A 26,655-nucleotide genomic window follows, 5' to 3' on the forward strand; every position below is an offset into this window, starting at 1 on the left:
CAGCGCTGCAATCAGAAGCGCGCCAATCGAGCGTCCACTGGGTGCGATCTGATCTGGCTTGAGTTCGTCACAGCGCGGCTTTCAATGCGCCCGAAGAGCTTCAAGCCGACCTTCAATGGCGGTGTTCGCAACCCGGCATAACCATCGACGTGCAGCACGCCCTTGAAGCGCTCAAGATGGGCGAGCGGACGCTCGGCCTTGCGATCAGGCGCGAACAGATAGACCGCCGCAGGCGGTGCAGGCCCGCCCCACCCGCGCTGTTCGCGGGCATAGACCCACAAGCGCCCGGTCCTGGTTCGTCCGCGCCCCGGATCGAGCACCGGGACCGGCGTATCGTCGGCGAACAGATGATCGCTGGCGAACACGTCAGCACACAGCCGATCGTGCAAGGCTTCGAGCCACCAACATGCACCGCCGACCCATCCGGACAGCGTCGAGCGCGCCAGATCAACGCCGTGCCGGGCGAAGATGCGCGACTGACGGTAGAGCGGGGTGTGGTCGCAATATTTGCTTACCAGCACCTGCGTCAGCAGTGCAGGTGTTGCCAGCCCGCCTGCGATCACGCGCTCGGGAGCGGGAGCCTGAACGAGGCTGCCGCATGCGCGGCAGGCATATTTGGGCCGCGTTGTACGGATGACGCGCAGCTTTGCTGGCACCCAGTCGAGCATCTCGGAGACGCTCTCGCCCATACTATGAAGCGCACCGCCGCAGCACGGACAGGCCTCGTGCTGCGCGTCGATCACTACCTCTTCGCGCTCCAGATGATCGGGCAGCGGCACGCGGTGCGCACGCCGTCCGACCGCATCGGCATCGCCAGCGATGACCGGACGGTGCTCCTCGATGCGCGCGATATCGGCATCGAGGTCTTCCAGACCCAGCGCCAGCTGATCGGGATCGAGCCGCTCGGAGCGGCGCCCGAACTGCATGCGCTGGAGCTTTTTGATGATCGCCTGAAGGCGCTCGATCTCGTCATCGCGGGTCTCGACCAACGTTGCCATGTCGCGCACCAGCTGGTGCAGAAGACCGACATCGGACGGCAGATTGTCGAGTTCGAGCCGCATGGATTCTGCTACCACGAAGACCGCATTTTCTCAAGCTTTTCTGCCGGTTTTGCGCGGGTTTCCGGCAGCTTTTCAGCCCGCTTTTCGCGGCTTCCACTGCTGCTCCGGACGCCGCCAGTCGATCCCCTCGATCAGCATCGCCAGCTGCGCATGCGAGAGCGTCACGCTCTCACCCACCTGGTGCACGCTCGGCCACACAAAGCCGCCGTGCTCCATCCTTTTGGTGAACAGGCACAGCCCGCTCCCGTCCCAGAACAGGATCTTGATGATGCGCGCATTGCGCCCCCTGAACGCGAACAGGTGACCCGAGAAGCTGTCTTCCCTGAGCACTTCCTGCACCATGGTCGCCAGCCCATCGATCCCCTTGCGCATGTCGGTATGACCCAGCGCCAGATGCACCTTCGTACCTGCCGGAAGCAGCATCATCGTCCATCCTCCTCAACCCGCACCGTCACCAGACGCACCTTCTCGCTCGCTCCAAGCCCGAGCTGCGCGCGCCAGCGGAACAGCAGCGAAGCCGCGATCCCGTGCCGCCGCGCAACCTGCGAGACCGTCACATGAGGCTCGAGCGTCTGCATCGCGATCGCGCGCTTCTCGTCCTCGCTGAAGCTGCGGCGCTGCACCCGGTCCGCCTGTTCGGGCCCACGCAAAGCGCCGTCGGTCAACCCCGCATCGGCAACTTGCGGCAGATTATTAGGACTAAGCCCGTCCTTAGTCCTAGGACTAGCAGCGCTGCTTATTGGCGGCCTCGCGCTCGGATGCAGCCGCGCCCGCCAGTCGACCGGAACCTCCCGTTCGGCCAGCAGATCGCGCCAGCGCGCGAGGCTATGACGCGAGATTGCCAGCGCTGCCGCATAACCTACTCAGATAAAGCTCCAGATTATGGGCTCCTTATCTTGTATCGCATTTCAGGGCTGCCCTTCGGGCGACCTGCTCTATCCGCTGCGCGGACCGGGCCTGTAGTCCCGGCCCCTACGGGTGACGATCAGGAGCAGCTGGAAAATGAGCGGGACTTCTGGAGGACGCGCTCTGTCCCGCGCATTCTGCGCTCCAGAGGGCGCGGCGTCTTTGAGCTAGCACGCCCATTGCGGCCTCGGAAAGCGGGACGACGTGTGCCTTGCTGCGCTTCATGTGCTCGGCCGGAATCGTCCAGAGCCGTTCCTCCAGATCGAATTCCTCCCATGTCGCGAGTCGGACCTCCTGCGAGCGCGTGCCGGTCAGGATGAGGAGTTCGAGCGCGAATCGTCCGAAGGATGGCTTGCGCCTTAGTGCGGTCAGAAACGCTGGAATGGCGACATAGGGCATCGCCTTGCGGTTCTGAGTCTTCTTGATCTGCCGTGGCAGGCCCCTGCCCGCTTTCAGGCTGCCGTTGCCAGATGGCGCTTCGGTCGACCGCCAGCCCTTGGCGTGCGAATAGTCCAGTACCGCGCAAATCCGGTTGCGTACCTGGCGGGCGGTTTCCGGGATTTCCTGCCAGATCGGCATGAGCACATCGATGATGTCAGCTGCAGTGATACTGCCGGTGGGCATATCGGCAAGCTTGGGAAAACCGTAGTTCTCCAGACTGGCGAGCCACTGGCGCGCGTATACCACGCTCTTCCAGCCCGCCTCGTTTTCGGAATGGTACTGTGTGGCGGCTTCTCGGAAGGTCACCTTGGCGGCAGCCTCGTCCTTGCGCTCCGTGAGGACATCGCGCTTTTCGACCTTCACGGCCTTGCGCAGTTCGTTCGCTTTCTCGCGTGCTTCGGCCAGTGTGACCAGCTTTGCGCTCCCCACTCCGATGTCCCGACGCTTCCCGTCCTGCTGGAGTCGGAGCAGCCATGAAGCGGAGCCGGTTTTCCCAACTTTCAGAAAAAGACCGTCCCCATCCTGGTACGTGCCGGGATGCGCTAAAGCGGCCTTCACCGCCACCGCCGTGAGCTTGCCCATTTTTCTTCCCCACATTTCCGCAGTCCGTTCCGGAAAGTACAAGTGTGGGGAAGCACCTATCCTTCCCCACACCTTCCCCACATTAGGCCTCGGTTGCGGGTGGATCGCGATGGCCGTGTGGGGACGGAATAGAGGCAATATACCGCAGAAATCCAAGGGTTTCTATGGATTTCTGGGGATGCAGGTAGAGGCTGGGAGAAAGGGCGGTGGTGGACAGGGCTGGATTCGAACCAGCGTACGCTTGCGCGGGCAGATTTACAGTCTGCTGCCTTTAACCACTCGGCCACCTGTCCATCGGCTTGCCGATATCGCGATTCACGCGACGGGCGCGGCGGGCTGAGCCGCCGGGAGGCGCCCCTTTGGCGAAGCGGCGCTTGCCTGTCAATGGGGCCGCTGGCACAGGGCCTGCCAAGATATGGAAGGATTACCCGCAATGGCCAAACCCGAACGCAAGCGAGCCCTTCGCGGCCGCGCCGGACGCATGAAGGGCGGGCGCGGCAGTGGCCGGGCGAGCACGGGGCAGGTGCGCCTGTGGGGCCATCACGCGGTCGAAGCCGCGCTGCTGAACCCCGCGCGCCGCCACCACAAATTATGGGCCACGCGCGAGGCGATCGCCGAGCTCGATGGCGAAATGCCGCAGGATTTCGCCGTGGAATACGCCGCCCCCTCCGATCTCGACCGGCTGGTGTCGCGCGATGCGCCGCATCAGGGCCTGGTGCTCGACTGCGCGCCGCTGGAAGACGTGTTCCTCGACGATGTGCTCGATGGCGATGCGGCGCGCCCCATCGTCCTGCTCGACCAGGTGACCGATCCGCACAATGTCGGTGCGATCATGCGGTCGGCGGCGGCGTTCGGCGCGGCGGCCATCGTGACGCAGGACCGCCATGCCCCGCCCGAAGGCGGCGTGATCGCCAAATCCGCGTCGGGCGCGCTCGAAGTGCTGCCCTGGGTGCGGGTGGTCAATCTCGCCCGCGCACTCGACGATATCGCCGAAGCGGGATATTGGCGGCTGGGCCTGGCAGGGGAAGCCGAGGCTACCCTGGCCGAGGCGCTTCCGGCCGGGCCGGTGGCGCTGGTTTTGGGCGCTGAAGGACCGGGGATGCGCCACAATATCGGCCAGCATTGCGACGCCCTCGCCCGGCTGCCGATCGGTGAGCAGATCGAAAGCCTCAACGTGTCCAACGCCGCCGCGATCGCTCTTTACGCCATCGCTGCAAGATAGAAGCGCGCAAACGAAAACGCCGCGCCGATCCTTGGGACCGACGCGGCGCTTCGTTTTTCAGGAAAAGCAGTCTTAGTTGACCGAATCCTTGAGGCCCTTGCCAGCCTTGAACTTGGGCTGGTTCGACGCCTTGATCGTCATCGGCTCGCCGGTGCGCGGATTGCGACCGGTCGACGCCTTGCGCTTGGCGACGGAGAACGTGCCGAAGCCGACGAGGCGCACTTCGTCGCCGTTCGAGAGCGACTTGGTGATGGCGTCGAAAACGCCTTCGACCGCGCTCGACGCGTCGTTCTTCGACAGGCCGCTGGATTCGGCAACGGCGCTGATAAGATCGTTCTTGTTCATTGTGATGTTTCCCCCAAAGGTTTGAAAAATCGTCCTGCGACGACATGATCGTTGGTATGGGAACCGGGGAATCGCCGGCTCGAAGGCGCGGAGAGTGAGCGCATCCGATCGTTTGTGTCAAAGCCTAATCGGCTCCAAACGTGAGGAAATCGGTCGAATAGAGCGCTAAAGTGGTTAACCCGGCGCATGGGGATGCGCCGGGTTCGATATTGCGAATTTTGCGAATAGATCGAATGTCAGTGTGCGGTTCGCAGCGGATTGACCTCGCCCATCCCGATCGGCTGGCTGGCGAGATCGTCGGCCTCCGTCCATTCGATCGCATCGAGTTTGCTGACAAGCGCGCGTTCGAGCACCTGATCGACATGGCTGACCGCCACGATCTCAAGCCCTTCCTTCACATCGTCGGGAATTTCCGCGAGATCCTTCACGTTTTCTTCCGGGATCAGCACGGTCTTGATCCCGCCTCGAAGGGCGGCGAGCAGCTTTTCCTTGAGTCCCCCGATCGCCAGCACACGGCCACGCAAGGTCACCTCGCCCGTCATCGCGACATCGGGGCGAACGGCCACACCGGTCAGAGTCGACACGATCGAGGTGACCATGCCGATCCCCGCGCTCGGCCCGTCCTTGGGCACGGCGCCTTCGGGCAGGTGGATGTGGATATTCTTGCGCTGGAACAGGCTCGGCTTGATCCCGTAGGCGGGCGCGCGGGCCTTTACGAAGCTGAACGCGGCGGCGACGCTTTCGGTCATCACCTCGCCCAATTTGCCGGTCGTCTTGATTTCGCCCTTGCCCCCTGAGCCACTGGGCGTCGTCACGCTTTCGATCGAGAGCAGTTCCCCACCGACCTCGGTCCAGGCGAGTCCGGTCACCGCGCCGATCTGCGCCTCTTCCTCGCCCATGCCATGCTTGTGGCGGCGGACACCCGCGAATTCGGCGAGGTTATCGGGCGTGATGGTCACGCTCGTCGTCTTGCCTTCGAGGATGCGGCGCAGGCTCTTCCGTGCCAGCTTGGCGATTTCGCGTTCGAGCGTGCGCACGCCCGCCTCGCGGGTGTAGAAACGGATCAGGTCGCGCAGGGCCGGTTCGGTCAGTTCGAACTCGCCATCCTTCAGGCCATGCTGCTTGACCTGCTTGTCCAGCAGGTGGCGCTGCGCGATCTCGACCTTCTCGTCCTCGGTATAGCCCTCCAGCCGGATGATCTCCATCCGGTCGAGCAGCGGCTGCGGCAGGTTCAGCGAGTTCGCGGTGCAGACGAACATCACGTCCGACAGGTCGATGTCGAGTTCGAGATAGTGGTCCTGGAACTTCGAATTCTGTTCGGGATCGAGCACTTCGAGCAGCGCGCTCGCCGGATCGCCACGGAAATCCTGGCCCAGCTTGTCGATCTCGTCGAGCAGGAAGAGCGGGTTGCTCTTGCCAGCCTTCTTCAGATTGGTGACGATCTTGCCCGGTAGCGACCCGATATAGGTGCGGCGGTGGCCGCGAATCTCGGCCTCGTCGCGCACCCCGCCAAGCGACTGGCGGATGAACTCACGCCCCGTTGCCCGCGCGATCGACTTGCCGAGGCTGGTCTTGCCGACGCCGGGCGGGCCGACGAGGCACAGGATCGGACCCTTGAGCTTGTTGGTGCGCGCCTGCACGGCGAGATATTCGACGATCCGGTCCTTGACCTTTTCAAGCGCGTAGTGATCCGCGTCGAGCACGGTCTGCGCTTCGCCGATATCCTTCTTGAGCTTCGATTTCTTGCCCCAGGGCAGACCCAGCAGCACGTCGAGATAATTGCGGATGACGGTCGCCTCCGCGCTCATGGGCTGCATACCCTTGAGCTTCTTGAGTTCGCTTTCCGCCTTGGCGCGCGCTTCCTTGCTGAGCTTGGTCTTCGCGATCGTCTCGGTCAGTTCGGCGATCTCGTTGATGCCGTCCTCGTCCCCATCGCCAAGTTCGTTCTGGATCGCCTTGAGCTGTTCGTTCAGATAATATTCGCGCTGGGTCTTCTCCATCTGCCGCTTCACGCGGCCACGGATCTTCTTCTCGACCTGGAGGACCGACAGCTCGCCCTCCATGAAGGACATCACCATTTCGAGCCGCTTGAGGGGATCGTCCTCGCTCAACAGGCTCTGCTTGTCGGACACCTTGGCGGCAACCGCGCCCGCGATGGCATCGGCCAGCTCGCCCGCATCGTCGATCTCGCCCAGCTCGTCGCCCGCGCCCTCGCCGAGCTTCTTGTTGAGCTTCGCATATTCGCCGAACTGCTCGATCACCTGGCGCATGGTGGCGGTGACCTGGCTGCCCGATGCAGTGCGCTCCTCGAGCATTTCGACCGAGGCAACGACGTGATCGTCGCGCACGTCGAAACTTTCGAGCTTCGCGCGGTCGGCCCCTTCGACCAGCACGCGCACCGTGCCGTCCGGCAGCTTCAGCAGCTGCAGCACCCGCGCGACCACGCCGATATCGTAGAGATCCTCGCGCGCGGGATCGTCGCAACCCGGATCGAGCTGGGCGAGGAGGAAGATGTCCTTCGAACCCTCCATCGCCACCTCGAGAGCGGCCACGGACTTGTCGCGCCCGACGAAGAGCGGAACGACCATGCCGGGAAAGACGACGATGTCACGAAGGGGGAGAAGCGGGAATGTCTGGTTCATGCCGCGAATATGGGAAGCGCGAGGGAGGGCTGCAACGGGGGCGATGCGGGAAGCTGTGGGGAAGCGGGTGGCAGAAAGCTGTGCAAGGACAGTCTCGGTGTTCGGCCTTTGGCTGAATGGAGTTGCGGCGGGAAAGATAGGAGGGAATGATTGCAATGACTGAAAAATTTTCCGAAGCGTGAGTGGATTTGGAGCAATTCGTATGGCTTCGAGTCCCATATTCTTGAGACTAGTGAGTCGCATATGAAGTTTCATTGGTTCGCTGTTCTAGGGATTGTCTGCTCGGTGCCGACCTCCGCGCAGGAGGCAGACGAACAAGTTGGTGACATCTTTCGCATCACCGTGTTCCATGAATCGCGAAGTGACGGAGACACTGGCTCCTCCAGCCACGGCGGAGGGCACGAGTTTATTGAGAAGATTGTCGCACTAAGACCGGGCGGAGTTGAGAAAATTTATGACGTGCCTCGCGAACCGAACGAGGAATCGCGACTGATTGATTGGCAATTTCCAGTCAGAATATTCGAAGCGGCAGATGGACAGATGGAGATCGTCAATCGAGGCGAACTAGAAGCCCGCAGGGATTTATGGCTGGAAGCGGCCAAGATGCGTTCTGATGCTTGCGGATCGTGGTATTTTACGTGGAATGCGTTTCAGGTGAAATGTGATCCTGATGAAGTCCTAGAGACAATCCTTGCCATCAAGATACAGCCCGAACGCTTAGAGGTAGGCGAGAGCTTTTCTCATCCGGCTGCAATGCAGCCGGATGAGCTTCAATTAATCGGAAACGAAGGCTGGAAATTCCACGCCAGCATGAGCATCGACCCAGATTACTTTCGTCGCGTCGAGGCTCGGTCAGATGTGATCGTAAGTGAAATCATGAAAGAACCGATCACTTTCGAACAAGCCTATGCCCGGCGCAGCGACGAGCTTATCACTGGAGCTATCGAAGTTGTCCTAACCGCTTCTGAGAGCGGGCGTGTTCTGAAAAAAGTCACCACAATTCAGACGACAAAGATCGAGTCCGACGGGGAGACCGAAAGGACCACTTCGGTAGAAACTATCGAGCGAACGAAGTTGTAACTTCGTCGCTCACGCCGTCATTGACCAAGCTGAGCTTGGAGGGTTGGTCGCTTTAGGACGTACATTCTTGTCGTCTGTGGCTGGGTTGACGATCGGCCGACCGAAACTTTTTTTGGCGAGATATTGCTGGGCGAGTCGCAAACGCCTTAGACGAGCTTATCCGCGCTCGACGAAACACCCCGCGAGCCAATTTCGTCATCTCCGAAACCCCGGATCGATCCGGTCCAGCTTCCGCAGCAACGCCGGCCAGGCGAGCCCGTCCGCGACCATGCCCATGCCCGCTGCGGGGGTCTGACCCTTCACCTTTTCGGGCGTGCCCTGCGGCGGGGTGTTGAGGTTCTCCCTACCCGCGCTCAGCATCTTGACCTGAGCTTCGCAGGCGCGCTCGATGAAATAGAGGCGCAGGAAGGCCTGGCCGACCGTCTTGCCGATCGCCAGCGTGCCGTGATTGCGCAGGATCATCGCGTGCTTGTCGCCCATGTCCTCGACCAGCCGCTCGCGCTCTTCGAGGTCGGTCGCGATGCCTTCATAGTCGTGATAGGCGATGTCGTGGCGCGCGATCATGCCCGTCTGGGTGTGTTCCAGCAGGCCGAATTCCATCGCGCTGACCGCCTGGCCGTTCGGCGTGTGCAGATGCATCACCGCCGCCGCATCCTCGCAATTCATGTGTAGCGCTGAATGGATCGTGAAGCCCGCCGGATTGACCGGATGGCTGGTCTTGAGCACTGGCTGCCCTTCTACGTCGATCTTGACCAGCGACGAGGCGGTGATCTCCTCGAACATCATGTCGTAGGGGTTGATGAGGAAGTGGTGTTCCGGCCCCGGAATGCGCGCGGACAGATGCGTGAAGATCAGATCGTCCCACCCATACAGCGCCACCAGCCGATAAGCCGCGGCGAGATCGACGCGGACCGCCCATTCCTCATCCGAAACCTGCGCGCGCACGTCGCTTTCATTGCCGACCGCATTGTCGTTCATCACCGTAGCCATCTGATCTCTCTCCTCTGGCGGCACTTGTATCACGAACGCAGCGGCGGTTCCATCAGACCGAGAGGCCGTCGTGCCGGCGCTTGTCAAACGTGTAGAAGCAACTGAAGGTAAACCGCTCTCCCGCCGTGATTTTCTCCACCCCGTGGAGGTAATTCGCGGTCGAGGGGAAATAGGCGAGCAGGCCCGGCTTCAGCTCCGGGCGCAGGCCCAGTTTCGGGAAATGGATCGCCCCGCCCTCATATTCGTCGTTGAGGTAGATGATCGAGGCGAAGGCGCGCCACGGGAACTGGTTGGGGCTGCCATCCGGCTCCTCGCAATCGGCATGGGCGGCCTGATCGTCGCCCACCCGCCAGCGCACCAGTTGTAGCGTGTCGGCATAGATCGGATCGGTGATGCCGTAATCCGCCGCGATATGTCTGGCGGTGCGGCGCCTGATCTTTTCCATCAGCTTCAAGATCTTGGGCGGCATGGAGCGCGGATTAATCATCCGCCCATGCCACACGTCGCTCTTCGGCAGATAGGTTTCCCACGGCGCATCGGGCGAGCGGGCGAAATGCAGCAATTGCTTGCGCTCCCCCTCGCTCAGGAAATCGTAGGCGAGGCCGACATCGTTCCCGTCGAGCGTGCGCGCGTGACGGAATGTCTGGGCGACCGGCATGGGCGGCCTCGCGCCCAGACCGGGCATGGTCGCACCACCGATCGGAAGCTGCGCCCCCGCGCCGGGGCCGTTAGGATTGTGGTTGAAAATCGACATGGCGCCCTCCCGATCGCGGATCGTTTCCGTTCCCGTTACCGTCGGCGCCGGGTCAGCCCATTCCGGGCAGGTTGAATCCCGGCGGGAGCCCCATACCGGACTGCAATTGCGCCATTTCCTCGCTCGCGCGGCGATCCGCCTTGTCGCGCGCATCGTTGAAGGCGGCGGTGACGAGGTCTTCGAGCATCTGCTTCTCGTCGAGGTTCATCAGGCTGTCGTCGATCGCGACGCCGAGGATGCGGCCGCGCGCCGTGGCGCGGACCTTGACCATGCCGCCACCGGCATTGCCTTCGACCTCGATCGTATCGAGCTTGGCCTGCGCCTCACCCATCTGGTTCTGGATCGTCTCGGCGGCCTTCTGGGCGGCGGCCATCATTTCTTCCATCGACTTCATGCTTCGCGTCTCCAATCGCGCCGGGGGGACGGCGCCTGTCTTTCTTCCAGGATTTCAGCATCGGGGAAGGCGGCGAATGCAGCCTTCACCAGCGGATGTTCGCGCGCCTCGCGCTGGGCATCGGCGGCGGCATCCTGTTCGCGTTCGATCACCGATGGCGATCCGCCGTCCGGCGCTTCCTCGATCTGCCAGCGTTCGCCGGTCGCAAGATGCAGGGCTTCGCGCAATTGCGGACCGATATCGTCCCGGTAGCGCCCATCGCGGCTGTATTTCAGCATCCCGCTTTCGACCGCGATCGGGCGAATCTGCAATTTCATCGTACTGGCGGCGAGATGCTGCCCCGCATCCTCCACTTTCGCGATCAGATCGAGCCAGTCGAGCGCCTTGGCCGCGGGCGCCGCTGCATCGGCAGCGCTCTCAGGCGCGTTGGACACCGCAGGCGCTTTCGCCGCCGAATCGGCGATGATCTGCGCCAGCCGTCCGGGATCGGGCAGGTCGTTGGCGTGGAGCGTGCGCAGCAGCGCCATGCGCAGGGAAACGAGCGGATCGGGCGCCTGCCGCACCTCCTCATGCCCCTTGAGCAGCAATTGCCACAAGCGATGGAGGCGGCCCGCGGGAATCGCGTCCGCCCAGGCGGCGAGCTGCGCGCGTTCCTCCGCGCTGGGCGCATCGGGTTCGGCGCCGGAAACCTGCGCCACGGTGATGCGATGGACGATATCCATCAGCGCCCGCATCATCGACAGCGGCTCGACGCCGAGCGCGTATTGCTCGTCCAGGCCCGCCAGCAACGGCTTCGCCTGCCCTTCGAGCAGATGGCCGAGCAGCCGCCGCTGCGCGCCCTTGTCGGCGAGGCCGAGCATGGACTGGACCCGCTCGGCAGTGACCCTGCTGTCCGATCCCTCATCGGCGCCCATATCGGCATGGGCGATCGCCTGATCGAGGATCGAGAGCCCGTCACGCACCGAGCCTTCGGCCGCATTGGCGACGATGGCGAGCGCCTCGTCCTCCGCTTCGACATCCTCCTTCCGGCAGATTTCGGCGAAATGCTCTTTCAGCAGGTCGGCGGGAATGCGCCTGAGGTCGAAGCGCTGGGTGCGGCTGAGCACCGTCACCGGCAGCTTGTCGACTTCCGTCGTGGCGAACAGGAACTTCACATGCGCGGGCGGCTCTTCCAACGTCTTCAGCAGCGCGTTGAAGGCGTTGCGAGACAGCATGTGGACTTCATCGATGATATAGATCTTGTAGCGCGCGGACACTGCGGAATAGCGCACCGCCTCGATAATCTCGCGCACGTCGTCGACGCCGGTGTGGGAGGCGGCGTCCATCTCGATCACGTCGATATGGCGGCCTTCCGCGATGGCGGTGCAGGGCTCGCACACGCCGCACGGATCGATCGTAGGCCCGCCATTGCCATCCGGCCCGACGCAGTTCAGCGCCTTGGCGATCAGGCGCGCGGTCGAGGTCTTGCCCACCCCGCGCACGCCGGTCATCAGGAAGGCATGGGCCAGCCTGTCGCGCGCGATCGCATTGGCGAGCGTGCGGACCATCGGTTCCTGCCCGATCAGTTCGGAAAAGGTCTGGGGCCGGTATTTGCGCGCCAGCACGCGATAAGGTTGCGCCGGGTCTGTCGCGACGGGCTGCGCTTGCGGAGTATCGGCGGGTTCGGCGCGCGGCTCGGGCGGCGGAGCATCGGGCGACGGAACATCCGCCCGTTCCGGCGCAGCACCGAACATCGATCCCTGGCCCGCCTCCTCAAGCTCGGCGACGCTGGGCGTGTTCTCCTCCGAAGCGTCGCCCGCTCCGGTCTCCCACGGGAGGCCGTCTGAAGTGTCCGGTGAATCACCCATGCCCCTTAGGTAGGTGCACTGGCCGCGCTTGTCATGCTGCGTGTGCGGTTTTGACGTGCAGGAAAAAGGAGCCGAGCGACCCGCTGCCATCTACCTGGGCTGCTTCCTTCCGGACCTGACCCGGTGAGCAGACGCGAACGTCCACCCGACTCCCGGTCGGCCATATGGCGGTGGTGGAGCGGGTTTGCAAGTGTTGCGAGGGGACGAAGCAAGCCCACCCCGCTGCGACTGGCGAGCAAGCTAGTAAGTCTCGCAACCCCTCCCGCAAGCGGGAGGGGCGGTGGAGCTTGGCGAACCACACGTGAGCCTAGCGAACCGGGGTGGGAATCGCCCGCGAAGACTAGCGGAAATTATCCGCGTAGGCCTGCAATTTCAGTGTCTTGGGCGGTGTCACATGGACGCGTGCGGGGATGCCGTATTTCTCGGCATAGGCCTTCGCCTCGTCCTTGGAGGGAAATTTGAGCTGGATCTGGGCCTGCGTATCGCCGCTGCCCGTCCACCCCATCAAGGGATCGGCGCGGCGCGCTTCGGATTGTTCGAATTCGAGCACCCATTCATCGACGCGCGCCTTGCCGGACTGCATCGCACTCTTGGGTCGCTGGTAGATACGGGCGGTCATCTTGTTGAGTCCCTCAGACGCCGGGCGCGAGCCGTCCGGCTCGCTTGGCTTCCTCGCATAAGCTCGGGCGCGCGGTCGCGCTTGCGGGCCGTCTTTGCGGCCCGACGTGCCGAAAATCAAGCACTCCCACGCGAAAAGGCGTTCTTCGTCTTCAGGCTCGGCGCTTCCTTCCACGGCTCGTCCGGCCAGCGGTGTTTGGGATAGCGGCCCTTCATCTCCTTTTTCACCTCCGCCCAGCTGCCGCGCCAGAACCCGGCGAGGTCGCGCGTCGACTGGATCGGGCGTCCGGCGGGGCTCGTCAGCTTGAGCAGCAGCGGTGTGCCGCCGTTCTCCGGTCCGACCATCGGGTGGCGCTCGAGACCGAACAGCGCCTGCACGCGCACCTCCACGCTCGGTGCCTCGTCCCCGGTATAATCGATCGCGTGATGCGTCCCTGCGGGCGACACGAATTCGCGCGGGGCGATCCGGTCGAGGCGCTGGCGCGAGTCCCAATCGAGGAGATTCAGGACCGCTTCGACCAGTCGGCCTGTCGCCACGCCGAGATCGCGGCGGCCCGAAAGCAGGGGCGCGAGCCAGAGATCGGCGCTGTCCGCCAGTGCCTCTTTCGAAAGCGCGCCGATCCCGGCATGGCGCGCCCGCGCCAGCAGCGCCTCGGGCAGGATCGTCCCCAGCCTCTCCCGCGCCTTATCCACAAGCATGTCCACAATCGCCGCAGGATCAGGACTGGGATCGGGGCCGCTCGACAATCTGATCGCGCCCAGCCGTCGTTCCAGTCGCGCTTCGACCCGCTGCTCGTCCTCGTTCCAGTTGAGCACTGAGGCGCGCTCGATCAAATCCGGGAAATGCGCTTCGATATCGGCCAGTTCCAGTTGCGCCGCCGAGGTGATCCGCGCGCCACGGGCCTGTCCCTGCGCATCGGCGACGATCAGCCATTCCGCGCGCGCCAGAGGGGACGCCGGGTCGAGCACGAAGCCCCGACCGCCTGCCGCGATCCAATGTTCGCCCGAAGCATCGCGACGCTTGGCGATAAAATCCGGGCGCGCCGCAGCGAGGAAGATCGCGGGATTGTCGGCGTCCGCGATTGATCTGTCCGGCTCGCCTTCCTCCCCGATCAATTTCCTCGCGCGATCGGCCCAACCCTTCGCCAATGTCCGGCTCGCTTGCGACCGAGGGCTCCCGTCGCTTCGCCAGCGAGCGAGGCGCGCGGCCAGATCCTCGCCCCGCCCGCCCAGGCCGCGCTCCTGCGTCAGCAACAGCAGTTCGGCAGCCTCCCGCGCCCGCCCGGCCCTCCCTCCATACAGCACCGCCGCTGCGCCCTCGGGATCGAGCGGCATGGCGGCCAGCCGCGATCCGAACCCGGTGATCCGCCCATCGGCGTCGAGCGCGCCAAGCTTCTCCAACCGCTTCCGCGCCGAGGCGAGCGAGGCCTCGGGCGGCGGATCGAGCCAGCGCAGATCGCACGGATCGCTGCCCCATTGGGCGATCTTCAGAACGAGCGGCGCGAGATCGGCGGTGACGATCTCGGGCGCGTCATAGGGGGGGCGCCCCTTGTGACCGCCCTCCTCCCACAAGCGATACGCGGTTCCCGGCCCCTGCCGCGCCGCCCTTCCCGCACGCTGGGCGGCAGCGGCCTGGCTGGCGCGGGCGGTGACCAAATGCGTCGAGCCCGCCGCGCGATCGAATTCGGCGCGGCGCGACAGCCCGCTATCGATCACGATCGTAACACCATCCAACGTCAGCGAGGTCTCAGCGATAGCGGTCGCCAGAACGATGCGCCGCCTGCCTTCGGGATCGCGCCGGATGGCGGCGCGCTGGCCGGACGACTCGACCTGACCGTGTAGGGGTAGGACAAGCGCATTGGGCAGTCTGGTCTCGACTCGCTCGCGCACGCGCTCGATCTCGCCAACACCGGGGAGGAAAGCGAGGATATCGCCCGCCCGCTCGCGCCATGCGAGCGCAATCGCATCGGCCATCGCATCCTCGATCCGCTGCTGGGGCGAACTGCCCAGCCATGCGATTTCGAGCGGAAAGGCGCGCCCTTCGCTTTCGATCACCGGGGCATCCGCCGCGAGAAGGCGGGCGAACCGGCTTCCGTCGATTGTCGCCGACATGACGAGGACGCGCAGATCCTCGCGCAGTACCGACTGGCTCTCCAGCGCGAGGGCGAGGCCGAGATCGCTGTCGAGATGGCGCTCATGCGCCTCGTCGAACAGGACCGCGGACACGCCGGACAATTCGGGATCGTCGAGGATGCGATTGACGAAGATCGCCTCGGTGACGACGAGGATGCGGGTCCGGGAGGATGTCTTGCTGTCGAGCCGGGTCAGATAGCCGACCGTCTCGCCCGGCTTCTCGCCGAACTGCGCCGCCATCCGCTCCGCCGCCGCGCGCGCCGCGACCCGGCGCGGGCTGGTGAGGATGACTTGCCCCTCGCACCAGTCCTCCGCGATCAAGGCGGGCGCCACAGCCGTCGTCTTACCCGCCCCCGGCGGCGCGACGAGCACGGCGCCGGTCTGCGCGCGCAGTGCGGCCAGAAGATCGGGCAGTACCGCGTGGATGGGAAGGGTGGAAACCATGCCGACTGCGTAGTCATGGTCGCACAAATTTTGGAGCGCTAATTCGGCGAAGGCGCCAAGTCGGTAAATCGACCCGGCGCCTCCGAACTTTTTTGCGTGTTATCAGTCGAGTCGGAGGCCGAATGTACGGTTCTGTGGTCCCTGATAGGTGTCGCCAGGGCAATAAGCCTGCAATTGAGTTTGGACACAACGCTCCACATCGGGATCGTTGTAGCAGATCAGATCTCGGACGTTTTGCTCACAATCGCCGACAGTTTCCTGAGCCGAAACGGTCGTAGAACAGGTGAGCAAAAGACCTGCCAGAACGGACATACCGAATGTTTGCATGACACTTTCTCCTTCGCGTCAGATCGACGCAAAGGAGATCGTACATATTCGGATGGTTAAGTCAGCGCCGATGGGAATTAAGACTTTGTAATCCCGGTTTTTGTTAATAGCCCCGCGCCACCGCGAAACGCGCCGCTTCCACCATGGCCTGCCGCGCCTTGCCATCTGGGAAGATTGCCAGCGCATCCACCGCGCGCTGGGCGAAATGGCGTGCCCGGTCGCGCGTGTCGGACAAGGCGTCGTGCCGGGCGATCAGCGCGCAGGCGTGGTCGAGATCGGCGTCGCTGGTGCGGTGCCCGATGATCGCATCCCGCCAGAAGGCGCGCTCTTCCTCGCTGCCGCGCGCATAGGCGAGGATCACGGGAAGCGTCATCTTGCCCTCGCGGAAATCGTCACCGCGATCCTTGCCCATCGCGGCGGCATCCGAATCGTAATCGATCGCATCGTCGACCAGCTGGAAGGCGACGCCGAGATTGCGGCCATACTCGTCGAGCGCCTGCTCCTTCTCCTCGTCACACTCGGCGACGACCGCCGCGATCCGGGCGGCGGCGGCGAAGAGCGCGGCCGTCTTGGCGCGGATGATGCCGAGATAGCGCTGCTCGCTGGTTTCGATGCGGCGCTGGGCGGTGAGCTGGTCGACCTCGCCTTCCGCGATGATTGCGCTGGCGCCGGAGAGGATTTTGAGCACCTTGAGCGATCCGTCTTCGGTCATCAGCTCGAAGCTGCGGCTGAACAGGAAATCGCCCACCAAAACGGTCGCGGGATTGCCGAAGATGATGTTCGCCGCTGCCTTGCCGCGACGCATCTCGCTTCCATCGACGACATCGTCATGCAGCAGGGTCGCGGTGTGGATGAATTCGACCGCCGCGGCCAGCTTGTGATGGCGGCTGCCCTGATAGCCCACGAGCTCCGCACCGGCGAGCGTGAGCATCGGGCGAAGGCGCTTGCCCCCGCCGGAGATCAGATGCCCCGCGAGAGCCGGGATCAAGGGGATCTCGCTCTGCATCCGGCCGAGTATGACCGAATTGACCGCGTTCATGCCCTGCGCGGTCAAAGCCAGCATGGGATCGAGTGAAGGGTCCGATCGACGATCGTGGAGGGGAATGATATCGGCGCTCATCTGGGACCGGCAATGGGGAGGCTGACCGGGCTTGGCAAGTGCACATTTATTGCTAGCTTGGCGCGATGCCTCGCGAAACGCCCTCTGCTCGCCCGATATCGGCGCAGTCTCCTGCCGAAGATGCGGTGCTGGCCGGCTATCGCAAGAGCATCGACAATATCGACGCCGCGCTGATCCACATGCTCGCCGAACGCTTCCGCATCACCCAGGCGGTGGGCGCCTACAAGGCGAAGGCCGCCCTGCCGCCCGCCGATCCGGGCCGCGAGCACGCCCAGATCGCACGCCTGCGCGCGCTTGCGCAGGATGCCGAACTCGACCCGGAATTCAGTGAAAAATTCCTGCGCTTCATCATCGATGAGGTGATCCGGCACCACGAGAAGGCGCGCGCGAGCACCTGATTGGCCGACCAATACGGTCGGATTGTGGCCAAAATGCTGCAATTTTGGTGATTGGGTTCCACTTTCTCGACATTGCTCGGCAAAGGGTTGAAAGGATACGAGCAATTCCGTATCGACCCAACTCGATTTTCTCATAGGGGATTTGATATGAAGTTTAGCAAGCTTGCACTGGCCGCTTCTGCTGCCAGCGTTGCCTTGGGTTCGATTGCTGGTCAGGCCGCGGCAGCGGACCGCTCGGTCGCGCCGATCGAAGGCGAGTCGGAACTTGGCGGTGGGATCGGCCTGCTCCTGGGCTTTTTCATCGTGGCACTGGCCGTTGGCCTGGTTGCCAGCGACGATGAAGGCCCTGTCAGCCCGTAATCGTTTTCAACGAGCGATATGAAAAAGAAAAACGGGGTCGGATTTCTGATCCCGTTTTTTATTGCTTATTCAGGTTGAGGGAACGCTTTCAATAAAGCCGGAAGAGCCCCCGGCGCGTGGCAATGCCAGCTTGACCAGCAAGCCGCCTAGATCCTCGCTCTCCGCCAGCGAGACCGTGCCGCCATAGATTTCCGCCACGTCGCGCACGATCGCAAGCCCAAGGCCCGTGCCCGGCTTGCCCGTATCGAGCCGCGCCCCCCGATCGAATATGCGCGGCCATTCTTCTTCGGGAATGCCCATCCCGTCATCCTCGATCCAGATGACGCAATGCGGGGACAGCGGTTCGGCATCGACCGTCACGAACACGCTTCCCCCGCCATATTTCGCTGCATTCTCGATGAGATTGCCAAGAATTTCGTCGAGATCCTGCCGCTCCATCGCAGCGATCGCGTCCTTGTTGCCGTCAAGATCGAAGCGCGTGCGCTCGTAGATGCGCGTCACCGCGCGCAGCACGCTTTCCACGCTCGGCCAAATCTCGGCACGCGAATGTCCGCTTGCGCGCCGCCCCACCGCACGCGCGCGGGCGAGGTGGTGTTCGACATGGCGCTGCATCGTCTTGGTCTCGCGACAGACGAGGTCGGACAGCTTGGGATCGTGGGCGGTCGCGGCATTGGTCAGCACGGTGAGCGGCGTCTTCAGCGCATGGGCGAGATTGCCGGCATGGGTGCGCGCTTCTTCGGCCTGACGCTCGGAATGCGCAAGCAGGGCGTTGACCTCCTCGACCAGAGGCTGGACTTCCAGCGGGAGCGGCTCGTCGATCCGGTTGGCGCCCGCGCTGCGCATATCCTGGATCGCCGCCCGCACCCGGCGCAGCGGGCTGAGGCCGATCCAGTTCTGAAGAACTGCGAGCGCGAACAGTCCCAGTCCGAGCAGGGCAAAGCTCCAGACGAGGATCGCACGGATGCGGGCGATCTGGTCGTCCAATTGCTGCCTCGCGGAGGCGACCGCGAAGGTCCAGCGCGCGTCGCTGTCGGGAAGGATGACAGTACGCTGGGCGATACGCAGAGGCTCGTCCGCGAATTGCTGGCTGTCGTAGAAACGCGGATCGAAATTGTCGGCATCGCGCCGGATTTCCAGCGTGTTGTCCCACAGCGATCGCGAAGGATAGCCTTCCTTCCCCGGCGCGCTGATCTGATAATACAGCCCGCTATTGGGTTCGAGAAAGCGCGGCTCCCCCAGAACGCGGTTGAAATAGACCTCGCCATCGAGGTCGATTTCGGCCGTCACGATCATGGCGTTCAGCAGATATTCGAGCTGGTCGTCGAAATTGCGCTCGACCAGATTGGTGAGCGTCCGGTCCAGCGCAAAGCCACCTGCCAGCAGCAGGACGGCGATCCACCCCGCCGCGATCGCCATCATGCGGCGCGCGAGGCTGCCTTCGACCTTCGTGCCCTTGGCGCGCGCCTGCTCCGGCGTTACCGCACCGGCACCGCCCGCGTCGACAGGCGGTCCAGGCACAGGCCCGGCGTCAGGCGCGTGGCTGGTCGGCGGGATCGTCGAGCGAGTAGCCAAGGCCGCGGATCGTGGTGATGACATCCGCGCCAAGCTTCTTGCGGATGCGGGTAACGAAGACCTCGATCGTGTTCGAATCGCGGTCGAAATCCTGATCGTAGATATGTTCGATCAGTTCGGTGCGGCTGACCACCTTGCCCTTGTGGTGCATCAGGTAGCTCAGCAGCTTGTATTCCTGCGCAGTCAGCTTGACCGGCTCGCCGTTCAGCGTGACGCGGCCCGAGCGCGTGTCGAGGCGCACGTCGCCCGCCGTCAGTTCGGCGCTGGTATTGCCCGACGCGCGCCGGATCAGCGCCCGCAGGCGCGCGATCAGCTCCTCGGTCTGGAACGGCTTGGCGAGATAATCGTCCGCGCCCGCATCCAGTCCTGCGACCTTGTCGCTCCAGCTGTCGCGAGCGGTCAGGACCAGAACCGGGAAGCCCCGCCCTTCCCTGCGCCACATGCCGAGCACGGTCAGGCCGTCGATTTCGGGCAGGCCGAGATCGAGGATCACCGCGTCGTAATCCTCGGTACTGCCGAGGAAATGTCCGTCCTCGCCATCGGTGGACAGGTCCACCGCATAGCCGTTCTGCTCCAATGTCGACTTGAGCTGCTGGCCGAGCGTGGGCTCGTCCTCGACGATCAGAATCCTCATTATATCTTGGTCCCCGGTTGCGCGGTTGCGGCGTGTGGGCCGCCTGTCGCCGTGATGTCGTTCATGTACATGAACACGTCAAGCAGCCGACAGTTTCGCACGGTTGCAGCGGAAAAGGATTTTCAGTCGCTGCGCCCGAGCACGCGCCCGGTCCGCGCATCGACATCGACGAACAGGACGCGCCCGTCGCGGATGAATTTCAGGCGATAGGCCATGGCGGTGGAATCGTAAGCAGGGCCGAGATATTCGGCGCCGCGCATGGTGGGCACGATCCGCGCTTCGATGTCGCGCAGCGAAACCAGATTGCCCGCCCGCATCTCCTTGCGCGCCTCACCCTGTTCGCTGCGCGCCTGCGCGGCCAGGGGAGCCGCGGCCGGTATCGACAACCCTAGGGCGAGACAGGAGGCGATCAGGCTTTTCATGACGCCTTCCTGCCTAGCGCGAGGGCATTGAACAAGGTGTGAATGTGCCGCTCTGCTGCGTTAAGGATCAACGCGTCAGTTCATATTTGACCGTCATCGTCACCTGCGTGCCGACCTGGCCGGGCCGGGTCGGGGTCGATATCCGGCTTCCGGTCACGACGATCGCCTGGGGCGCACGATCATACATCGGCTGCTGGAATCCCATCTGCTCCTCGACGGCAAGCAGGCGGACGCCGCTATAGCCGGCCATGCGGGCGTATTCCTCGGCCTGCGCCTGAGCCTTAGCGAAGGCGGCCTTGCGGGCCTGCGCCTTTTGCGGCTCGTCATTCACGATTTCCCAATTAGGCCCGCTGAGATTGTTGGCACCGGCGGCCACCAGCGCATCGAGCACCGGTCCGATCCGGTCGAGATTGCGCAGATCGACGGTCACCCGGTTGGTCGCTTCGTAGCCGATGAATTCGGGCGGAAGGTTCTGGCGGTGATTATATTGCGGATTCAGCGTGATCCCCGCCGTCTGCACGCGATCTTCGGGAATACCGAGCGAATCCATGCGCTTGAGCACCCGGTCCATTTCGACCGCGTTCTGCTGCATCGCCGCGACGGCGGTCTGCGCCCGCGTGGTGACGCCCGCGCTGATGGTCGCCTTGTCGGGATCGCCCAGGACCTGCTGCGATACCTGCAATTCCACCACCGGTCCGTTCGCGGCGATCGAGACTTCGGCGGCATTCGCCGGGACTGCGATCAAAGCGGGCGTCAGCGCGGCGGCGGCGAGCGAGAGGGCGAAACGTTGCATGGGCGATACTCCAATCGGTGTGTTGGTGTGGCGAATGCCTATAACGCGCTTACGCCCCGCTGAACCGATGGGTTCCGCGATCGAGGCGCTATAGGCTCCGAATTGTAAGCCTCGTGAGGCCCACACCGGCCTTGCCGATCACCGCGCCCGCGCCTACCTGCCGCGCTCCATGGCACAACCACCGATCCTCAGCTGGGAAGGTCTCGGCCTGCAACAGGGCGGCCGCTGGCTGTTTGGCGGGCCGGATCAGGACCCGATCGACCTGCATATCGGCGCGCGCGACCGCCTGGCCCTGATCGGGCGCAACGGGGCGGGCAAGACGACGCTGTTCCGGCTGATCGAGGACCGGATCGAAGCCGATCGCGGCCTGCGCAAGGTCAAGCCCGGCACGCGCATCGTGGTGCTGGAACAGGAACCCGATCTCTCGGGCCACGCAACCCTGATGGACTGGGCGCTCGCGGGCGAGAACCCGCCTGAGGAGCACGAGGTCGAGGCGATCGCAGGCCAACTCGGCATCGCCATGGCGACGCCCACCAAGGGCGCCAGCGGGGGCGAGAAGCGCCGTGCCGCCATCGCCCGCGCGCTGGCGCAGGACCCCGACCTGCTCCTGATGGACGAGCCGACCAACCATCTCGATCTCGCCGCGATCGACTGGCTGGAAGGCTGGCTCGACCGCTACAAGGGCGCCTTCGTCGTCATCAGCCACGACCGCACCTTCCTGAAACGCCTCACCCGCGCGACCCTGTGGCTCGACCGGGGAACGATGCGGCGCAAGGAGGTCGGCTTCGGCGGGTACGAGGCGTGGGAAGAACAGGTCTATGCCGAAGAGGCACGCGCGGCGGAAAAGCTCGACGCGAAGCTCAAGCTGGAAGCCCACTGGCTCGAACGCGGCGTCACCGCGCGGCGCAAGCGCAATCAGGGGCGGCTCGAGAAACTCCACCAGATGCGCGCCCAGCGCGCGTCCATGATTTCAGGCGGCGGCACTGCCAAGCTGAAGCTCGCGACGGAAGAGGATTTCAAAAGCAAGTCCGTCATCGTCGCGGATGCGATTGCCAAGACCTATGGCGATCGCACGGTCATCAAGCCGTTCAGCCTGCGCATCCAGCGGGGCGACCGGATCGGCATCGTCGGTTCCAACGGCGCAGGCAAGACCACGCTTCTGAAGATGCTGACGGGCGAACTCGCGCCCGATACCGGCTCCGTCGACATCTCGAACAAGCTGACCGGCGTGATGATCGACCAGCAGCGCGCTTTGCTCTCTCCCGACAAGACGGTGCGCCAGGTGCTGGCCGAAGGCGGCGACTGGATCGACGTTCAGGGCCACCGCAAGCACGTCCAGGCGCATCTCAAGGATTTCCTGTTCGATCCCAAGATCGTGGACACCAAGGTCGGCATCCTGTCGGGTGGCGAGCGCAGCCGCCTGCTGCTCGCGCGCGAATTCGCCAAGGCGTCGAACCTGCTCGTGCTGGACGAGCCGACCAACGATCTCGACCTGGAAACGCTTGACCTGTTGCAGGAAGTGATCGCCGATTACGAAGGCACCGTCCTGCTCGTCAGCCATGATCGCGATTTTCTCGACCGGACCGTGACGCTGACGCTCGGCCTCGACGGAAGCGGCAAGGTCGATATCGTGGCGGGGGGATACGAGGATTGGGAGCGCAAGCGCACCGAAAGCGCGGCCCCGTCGCGCAATCCTGCCTCCAAGGCGAGCGGCGCATCGCCCGCGCCCGCCCCGCCGCCGCCCAGATCGACCAAGCTCAGCTACAAGGATCAGCGCGATTACGAGCTGCTTCCCGCCCGGATCGAGGAGCTGGAAGCGGCCATCGCAAAGGGCGAGACGATCCTGGCCGATCCCCAGCTCTACACCACCGACCCGCAGAAATTCGCCACGATTTCCAAGGGGCTGGAAAATGCGCGGGCGGAAAAGGATGCGGCGGAAGAACGCTGGCTGGAACTGGCCGAACTGATCGAAGGGTGAACCCGGCACAGGAGAAGGCCGAGGATCTCGCGCGGCGCATCGCCGTATGCCGGGTCTGCGCCGCCCATTTGCCCCACGGGGTCAGGCCTGTGACCAGCTTTTCGCCGAGCGCGAAACTGCTCATCATCGGACAGGCGCCGGGATCGAAAGTGCATCTGAGCGGCACTCCTTGGGACGACAAGAGCGGCGACCGGTTGCGCGAATGGACCGGGCTGGATCGCGAGACCATGTACGATTCGGCGCGCGTGGCACTCGTTCCGATGGGCTTTTGCTATCCCGGAAAGGCGAGCGGCGGGGACAAGCCGCCCCGGCGCGAATGCGCGCCTTTGTGGCATGACGAGGTGCTCGCGATATTGCCCGAGGACCGTTTGACGCTGCTCGTCGGCAGCTATGCGCAATCGTATTATCTGCCCGCAACGCGCACTCTGTCGATGACCGAGCGCGTGCGCCGCTTCCGCGATTTCCTGCCCGAGGTCCTGCCCCTGCCGCACCCGGCATGGCGTTCCACCTTATGGATGCGGCAGAACCCCTGGTTCGAGACCGAAGTCCTGCCGGTCCTGCGGACGCGCATTGCGGCGATCCTAGCCTAGATAAGCCCTTCCGCTTCCATCGCCTGCTTCACCGCTGGACGCCCCTTGTTCCGCGCACGGAAGGTCGTGAGTGCGTCGGGCAATTCGATGCCGAACTTGTCGGCCCAAAGCAGCGTGACGAAAAGATAATTGTCAGCGACGGTCAGCCGGTCACCGACGAGAAAGTCGCCGCCGTCCATGAGCGTCTCGGTCAGACGATACGTCTCGGCCAGTCTGTCCTTCGCCTTTGCCTGGCGATCATCGGTGTCGCCACCGAACAAGGGGTGATAGCCGCCATGGATCTCGGTACCGATGAAGCCGATCCATTCGAGCATCTTGTAGCGATCGACACCGGACGGGGCCGCATCGCCGCGATCGGCGATATAGGTGAGGACGGCGGGGTTCTCGGTCAGCAGGCCGACATCGTCGGTTTCGATGGCGGGGACGTAGCCGCGCGGACTGATGGCGTAGAAATCATCCCCATTCTCGGTCTCATGCTTCGACAGATCGACCCTCACGGCCTCGTGCTCGATCCCCTCCTCTATCAAGGCGATATGGCTGGCGAGGCTACAGGCGCCGGGCGAAAAATAGAGTTTCATTAGAGTGTCCTTTCGATGGGGTATGCCTCTATGCAACGGGGCCGGGAGCTGATGGGTCCGACCGTCTACAGCCGGTAGAATCCCGCCACCCGGTCGAGCGCGATGCCGAGCACCAGCTTGCCCGAGCGGGCCGGCCAGCTGAGCGCCTTTTCCGCGCTCGGCAGGCTTTCGCAGGCGCAGACGACGCGCCACAAAACGTCGGAAAGCCCCCTTCCCGCCTCGCGCATGGCGCCATCGAAGCGCTCCTTGGCAGCGATCTGGCGCTCGCCTGGCGTCAGGTCCGCGCCGCCCGACCCGCCATCCACACGCACCGGGTCCCAGCGCATGGTGACCGAGGGTGCGAGCTGGGCGCGCTCGTAATCTAGGCGCAACCGTTCGCCCGCATCGAACTGGCGATCGTTGAGATGGCCGCGCGAATGCAGCCAGCCCAGGGGCGATTCGGCGAGATTGACCGTGACCGACCGCTTGCGCTTTGCGACGCCGGACCCGCGACGAGGCCCCTCTTCCGTCAATTCGCGTTCGACCAGTTCCCGCTTCATGCCCGTCTCTCCGATTCGTCTTGCGTTCGCGTCCGAGAGCACCCTTGCAAAATGGTGATGTCTGTAGGAAAGCGAAAACCGATCTGGTTATTTTTTGGGAACGGCACCCGTGATCAATCGCATTCGCGACATTCGCAAGCAGAAGGGCATGACTCTGGCGGACCTCGCCGAGGCCTGCGATCCCCCGACGACGCCGCAGACCGTCGGCCGCCTTGAAACCGGAATGCGCAATCTGTCGATCAAATGGATGGAACGCATCGGACAGGCGCTCGGGGTGGAGCCGGAATTGCTGGTCCGCTCCGAAAGCGCAGGCCATCCCCAATTGATCGCTACGCTCGCGGCCCAGGGGGCGGAAGCCCTTTCCTCGCCGCGCGATGCCATTCTGGCGACCGACCTTTCGGGCGACGGCGCTTTGGTGGTGATGAGTATCGACTATCCGCATGGCGAATACCGCCCGGGTGACCAGCTTTGGCTGCGCCAGCTCGCGCCCGACCAGGCAGGGCGTGCGATCAATCGCGACGTCCTCGTGCCGCGCCGCGCAGGGCGATTCGCGTTCGGGCGCCTGATCGATCGGCAGGGTGACATGGTGGGTGTGCTGCCGCCCGGACACGGTCAGAAGCAGGAAGTGGTGAAGGACCCGCCCTGGATCGCGGTCGCGGAAATGCTGGTCAGGAAGCTCTGAGCGTGCCGCGCGTCCTGTCGCTTTCCACGCTCTATCCGAACGACTCCAACCCGCGTTTCGGCACCTTCGTGGCCCGTTCGCTGGAAGCGTTGCAGCGCGAGACCGATTGGGAGATGACGGTGGTCAATCCGATCGGCCTGCCCCCGCTGTCCAAGCGCCTGCTTCCTGCACGGTATCGCGCCCTCGCCGAAGCGGCGCATGACGGATCGGAAAACGGTGTCTTCGTCCACCGGCCGCGCTTCCCGCTGATCCCCGCGATCGGCGGGCGTTTCAATCCCGGCGCGATCGCGCGTGCGGTTCTCCCTCTGGTGCGCGAACTGCATCGCAAAACGCCGTTCGACCTCGTGGACGCGCAATTCTTCTATCCCGACGGCCCCGCCGCCGCCCGCATCGCCAGGGCGCTCGACCTGCCGCTATCGATCAAGGCGCGCGGGGCGGATATCCATTACTGGGGCGGCAAATCCTACGCCCGCGACGCGATGATCGACGCCGGAAAACAGGCTGCGGGCCTGTTGTCGGTCTGCGAGGCGCTGGCGGCGGATATGGTGGCGCTCGGCCTGCCCCGCGAAAAAATCGCGATCCACTACACCGGGCTCGACCGGGACCGGTTCCGCCCCCTCAATCACACCCGGCTGCGGTCACGATTGGCCACGGAACTCAGTGTTCCGATCGACGACAGGAAGCCCCTGCTCGCCACGGTCGGGGCGCTGATCCCGCGCAAGGGACAGCGACTGGTCATAGAAGCATTGTCCGATCTGCCCGACGCGCGCCTGCTGCTTGTCGGCAAGGGTGAGGACGAGGCCGATCTTCGCGCGTTCGCGCAGGAACGGGGACTGGCGGATCGCGTCCATTTCCTCGGCTCGCTCGATCACGATCTCCTGCCGCTGGTCCTGTCCGCTGCCGATGCGATGGTGCTGCCATCGAGCAGCGAAGGGTTGGCCAATGCCTGGGTGGAAGCGCTGGCCTGCGGCACGCCGCTCGTCATCACCGATGCGGGCGGCGCACGCGAAGTGGTGGACGGTCCCGACGCCGGGATCATCGTCGCGCGGGACGCCGGGGCCATCGCTGACGGAATACGCCTGGTGCTGGCGCGCGCGACCTCCCCGCAGACTGTCGCGGCGAAGGCCGAACGCTTCGACTGGCGCGTCAACGGGCGGACGCTCGGCGCGTATTACGACCGCATCGTCCGCCCGTAACGCGAGA

At 64.2% G+C, this 26,655-nt stretch carries 28 protein-coding genes, 1 tRNA gene and 1 other RNA gene; 8 read left to right on the plus strand and 22 right to left on the minus strand.

All coding sequences use genetic code 11. The features are described from left to right. Positions 1 to 11 precede the first annotated feature (11 nt). The 5 genes from tnpC to GRI47_RS06765 form a co-directional block, all read right to left on the minus strand. The gene (gene tnpC, locus GRI47_RS06745) at positions 12 to 1,076 is read right to left on the minus strand and encodes an IS66 family transposase (protein WP_202387192.1); all 1,065 of its coding nucleotides are present in this window, start codon (positions 1,074 to 1,076) and stop codon (positions 12 to 14) included. 57 nt (positions 1,077 to 1,133) lie between these two features. Then, positions 1,134 to 1,487 carry an IS66 family insertion sequence element accessory protein TnpB gene (gene tnpB / locus GRI47_RS06750; RefSeq protein ID WP_160660531.1) on the minus strand — a complete coding sequence of 118 codons (354 nt, stop codon included), beginning with the start codon at positions 1,485 to 1,487 and terminating at the stop codon, positions 1,134 to 1,136. Next, positions 1,484 to 1,726, minus strand: coding sequence for a transposase (locus tag GRI47_RS06755; RefSeq protein ID WP_160660532.1), 243 nt, complete (start codon positions 1,724 to 1,726; stop codon positions 1,484 to 1,486). The genes tnpB and GRI47_RS06755 overlap by 4 nt, the downstream gene beginning before the upstream one ends. 307 nt (positions 1,727 to 2,033) lie before the next feature. Continuing rightward, entirely contained in the window at positions 2,034 to 2,990 is a 957-nt protein-coding gene (locus GRI47_RS06760; protein ID WP_237452634.1) for a tyrosine-type recombinase/integrase, read from the minus strand. A 207-nt stretch (positions 2,991 to 3,197) separates the two neighbouring features. After that, positions 3,198 to 3,283: transfer RNA gene (locus GRI47_RS06765), tRNA-Tyr, on the minus strand. Between the two features lie 140 nt (positions 3,284 to 3,423). On the opposite strand from GRI47_RS06765, the gene rlmB reads away from it, so the two are divergent. Next, positions 3,424 to 4,212 carry a 23S rRNA (guanosine(2251)-2'-O)-methyltransferase RlmB gene (rlmB, locus tag GRI47_RS06770; RefSeq protein ID WP_160660533.1) on the plus strand — a complete coding sequence of 263 codons (789 nt, stop codon included), beginning with the start codon at positions 3,424 to 3,426 and terminating at the stop codon, positions 4,210 to 4,212. A 72-nt stretch (positions 4,213 to 4,284) separates the two neighbouring features. Here rlmB and GRI47_RS06775 read toward each other — a convergent pair whose 3' ends face one another. Both GRI47_RS06775 and lon read right to left on the minus strand, forming a co-directional pair. Next, complete coding sequence (locus GRI47_RS06775) at positions 4,285 to 4,557, minus strand: HU family DNA-binding protein (RefSeq protein ID WP_160660534.1); 273 nt, start codon at positions 4,555 to 4,557, stop codon at positions 4,285 to 4,287. Between the two features lie 236 nt (positions 4,558 to 4,793). Next, positions 4,794 to 7,199 carry an endopeptidase La gene (lon, locus tag GRI47_RS06780; protein WP_160660535.1) on the minus strand — a complete coding sequence of 802 codons (2,406 nt, stop codon included), beginning with the start codon at positions 7,197 to 7,199 and terminating at the stop codon, positions 4,794 to 4,796. 243 nt (positions 7,200 to 7,442) lie between these two features. Between lon and GRI47_RS06785 the strand changes: the two genes are divergently transcribed. Continuing rightward, positions 7,443 to 8,279 (plus strand): hypothetical protein, encoded by an 837-nt coding sequence (locus GRI47_RS06785; RefSeq protein ID WP_160660536.1) that lies wholly within the window; start codon positions 7,443 to 7,445, stop codon positions 8,277 to 8,279. A 195-nt stretch (positions 8,280 to 8,474) separates the two neighbouring features. Here GRI47_RS06785 and GRI47_RS06790 read toward each other — a convergent pair whose 3' ends face one another. The 9 genes from GRI47_RS06790 to GRI47_RS06830 all read right to left on the minus strand — a co-directional run bounded on the left by GRI47_RS06790 (position 8,475) and on the right by GRI47_RS06830 (position 16,906). Beyond that, positions 8,475 to 9,269 carry a class II aldolase/adducin family protein gene (locus GRI47_RS06790; protein WP_160660537.1) on the minus strand — a complete coding sequence of 265 codons (795 nt, stop codon included), beginning with the start codon at positions 9,267 to 9,269 and terminating at the stop codon, positions 8,475 to 8,477. A gap of 52 nt (positions 9,270 to 9,321) precedes the next feature. Next, the gene (locus GRI47_RS06795) at positions 9,322 to 10,023 is read right to left on the minus strand and encodes a 2OG-Fe(II) oxygenase (protein WP_160660538.1); all 702 of its coding nucleotides are present in this window, start codon (positions 10,021 to 10,023) and stop codon (positions 9,322 to 9,324) included. A 52-nt stretch (positions 10,024 to 10,075) separates the two neighbouring features. After that, positions 10,076 to 10,417: a YbaB/EbfC family nucleoid-associated protein gene (locus tag GRI47_RS06800; RefSeq protein WP_160660539.1), complete on the minus strand. Its 342-nt coding sequence runs from the start codon at positions 10,415 to 10,417 to the stop codon at positions 10,076 to 10,078. After that, positions 10,414 to 12,264, minus strand: a complete 1,851-nt coding sequence (locus GRI47_RS06805) for a DNA polymerase III subunit gamma/tau (protein WP_160660540.1) — start codon at positions 12,262 to 12,264, stop codon at positions 10,414 to 10,416. The genes GRI47_RS06800 and GRI47_RS06805 overlap by 4 nt, the downstream gene beginning before the upstream one ends. A gap of 61 nt (positions 12,265 to 12,325) precedes the next feature. After that, an RNA gene (gene ffs, locus GRI47_RS06810) (signal recognition particle sRNA small type) lies at positions 12,326 to 12,420 on the minus strand. A 184-nt stretch (positions 12,421 to 12,604) separates the two neighbouring features. Beyond that, complete coding sequence (locus GRI47_RS06815; RefSeq protein ID WP_160660541.1) at positions 12,605 to 12,883, minus strand: ETC complex I subunit; 279 nt, start codon at positions 12,881 to 12,883, stop codon at positions 12,605 to 12,607. A 116-nt stretch (positions 12,884 to 12,999) separates the two neighbouring features. Beyond that, positions 13,000 to 15,459, minus strand: a complete 2,460-nt coding sequence (gene hrpB / locus GRI47_RS06820) for an ATP-dependent helicase HrpB (protein WP_160660542.1) — start codon at positions 15,457 to 15,459, stop codon at positions 13,000 to 13,002. 102 nt (positions 15,460 to 15,561) lie between these two features. Beyond that, a complete protein-coding gene (locus tag GRI47_RS06825) occupies positions 15,562 to 15,786 on the minus strand; it encodes a hypothetical protein (protein ID WP_160660543.1) in 225 nt (74 codons plus the stop codon). Between the two features lie 103 nt (positions 15,787 to 15,889). Continuing rightward, complete coding sequence (locus GRI47_RS06830) at positions 15,890 to 16,906, minus strand: polyprenyl synthetase family protein (protein ID WP_160660544.1); 1,017 nt, start codon at positions 16,904 to 16,906, stop codon at positions 15,890 to 15,892. Positions 16,907 to 16,971: 65 nt separating this feature from the next. Here GRI47_RS06830 and GRI47_RS06835 point away from each other — a divergent pair, with 65 nt between their 5' ends. Further along, positions 16,972 to 17,304, plus strand: a complete 333-nt coding sequence (locus GRI47_RS06835) for a chorismate mutase (RefSeq protein ID WP_160660545.1) — start codon at positions 16,972 to 16,974, stop codon at positions 17,302 to 17,304. 51 nt (positions 17,305 to 17,355) lie between these two features. Beyond that, positions 17,356 to 17,664 (plus strand): hypothetical protein, encoded by a 309-nt coding sequence (locus GRI47_RS06840; protein WP_237452635.1) that lies wholly within the window; start codon positions 17,356 to 17,358, stop codon positions 17,662 to 17,664. Positions 17,665 to 17,733: 69 nt separating this feature from the next. Here GRI47_RS06840 and GRI47_RS06845 read toward each other — a convergent pair whose 3' ends face one another. The 4 genes from GRI47_RS06845 to GRI47_RS06860 form a co-directional block, all read right to left on the minus strand. Then, complete coding sequence (locus tag GRI47_RS06845; protein WP_237452743.1) at positions 17,734 to 19,083, minus strand: sensor histidine kinase; 1,350 nt, start codon at positions 19,081 to 19,083, stop codon at positions 17,734 to 17,736. Between the two features lie 109 nt (positions 19,084 to 19,192). Next, positions 19,193 to 19,870, minus strand: a complete 678-nt coding sequence (locus GRI47_RS06850; RefSeq protein WP_160660547.1) for a response regulator transcription factor — start codon at positions 19,868 to 19,870, stop codon at positions 19,193 to 19,195. 122 nt (positions 19,871 to 19,992) lie between these two features. Continuing rightward, a complete protein-coding gene (locus tag GRI47_RS06855) occupies positions 19,993 to 20,292 on the minus strand; it encodes a PepSY domain-containing protein (RefSeq protein ID WP_160660548.1) in 300 nt (99 codons plus the stop codon). Between the two features lie 67 nt (positions 20,293 to 20,359). Then, on the minus strand, positions 20,360 to 21,085 hold the full coding sequence (locus tag GRI47_RS06860; RefSeq protein WP_160660549.1) for an SIMPL domain-containing protein: 726 nt from the start codon (positions 21,083 to 21,085) through the stop codon (positions 20,360 to 20,362). Positions 21,086 to 21,254: 169 nt separating this feature from the next. Here GRI47_RS06860 and GRI47_RS06865 point away from each other — a divergent pair, with 169 nt between their 5' ends. Next, positions 21,255 to 23,063 (plus strand): ABC-F family ATP-binding cassette domain-containing protein, encoded by a 1,809-nt coding sequence (locus tag GRI47_RS06865; RefSeq protein WP_160660550.1) that lies wholly within the window; start codon positions 21,255 to 21,257, stop codon positions 23,061 to 23,063. Beyond that, a complete protein-coding gene (locus tag GRI47_RS06870; protein WP_419956985.1) occupies positions 23,060 to 23,653 on the plus strand; it encodes a uracil-DNA glycosylase family protein in 594 nt (197 codons plus the stop codon). Before GRI47_RS06865 ends, GRI47_RS06870 begins: the two co-directional genes overlap by 4 nt. Here the strand turns inward: GRI47_RS06870 and GRI47_RS06875 are convergent. Further along, complete coding sequence (locus GRI47_RS06875; protein ID WP_160660551.1) at positions 23,650 to 24,231, minus strand: glutathione binding-like protein; 582 nt, start codon at positions 24,229 to 24,231, stop codon at positions 23,650 to 23,652. The genes GRI47_RS06870 and GRI47_RS06875 overlap by 4 nt on opposite strands. A gap of 65 nt (positions 24,232 to 24,296) precedes the next feature. Beyond that, the gene (locus GRI47_RS06880; protein WP_160660552.1) at positions 24,297 to 24,770 is read right to left on the minus strand and encodes a DUF6456 domain-containing protein; all 474 of its coding nucleotides are present in this window, start codon (positions 24,768 to 24,770) and stop codon (positions 24,297 to 24,299) included. A 109-nt stretch (positions 24,771 to 24,879) separates the two neighbouring features. On the opposite strand from GRI47_RS06880, the gene GRI47_RS06885 reads away from it, so the two are divergent. Together GRI47_RS06885 and GRI47_RS06890 are read left to right on the plus strand one after the other, a co-directional pair. Further along, positions 24,880 to 25,452 carry a helix-turn-helix domain-containing protein gene (locus GRI47_RS06885; RefSeq protein ID WP_160660553.1) on the plus strand — a complete coding sequence of 191 codons (573 nt, stop codon included), beginning with the start codon at positions 24,880 to 24,882 and terminating at the stop codon, positions 25,450 to 25,452. Positions 25,453 to 25,454: 2 nt separating this feature from the next. Beyond that, positions 25,455 to 26,648, plus strand: a complete 1,194-nt coding sequence (locus GRI47_RS06890; RefSeq protein WP_160660554.1) for a glycosyltransferase — start codon at positions 25,455 to 25,457, stop codon at positions 26,646 to 26,648. The last annotated feature ends 7 nt before the right edge of the window (positions 26,649 to 26,655 follow it).

Origin of the sequence: Qipengyuania pelagi, from assembly GCF_009827295.1 — a bacterium.
Taxonomy (GTDB): Bacteria; Pseudomonadota; Alphaproteobacteria; order Sphingomonadales; family Sphingomonadaceae; genus Qipengyuania; species Qipengyuania pelagi.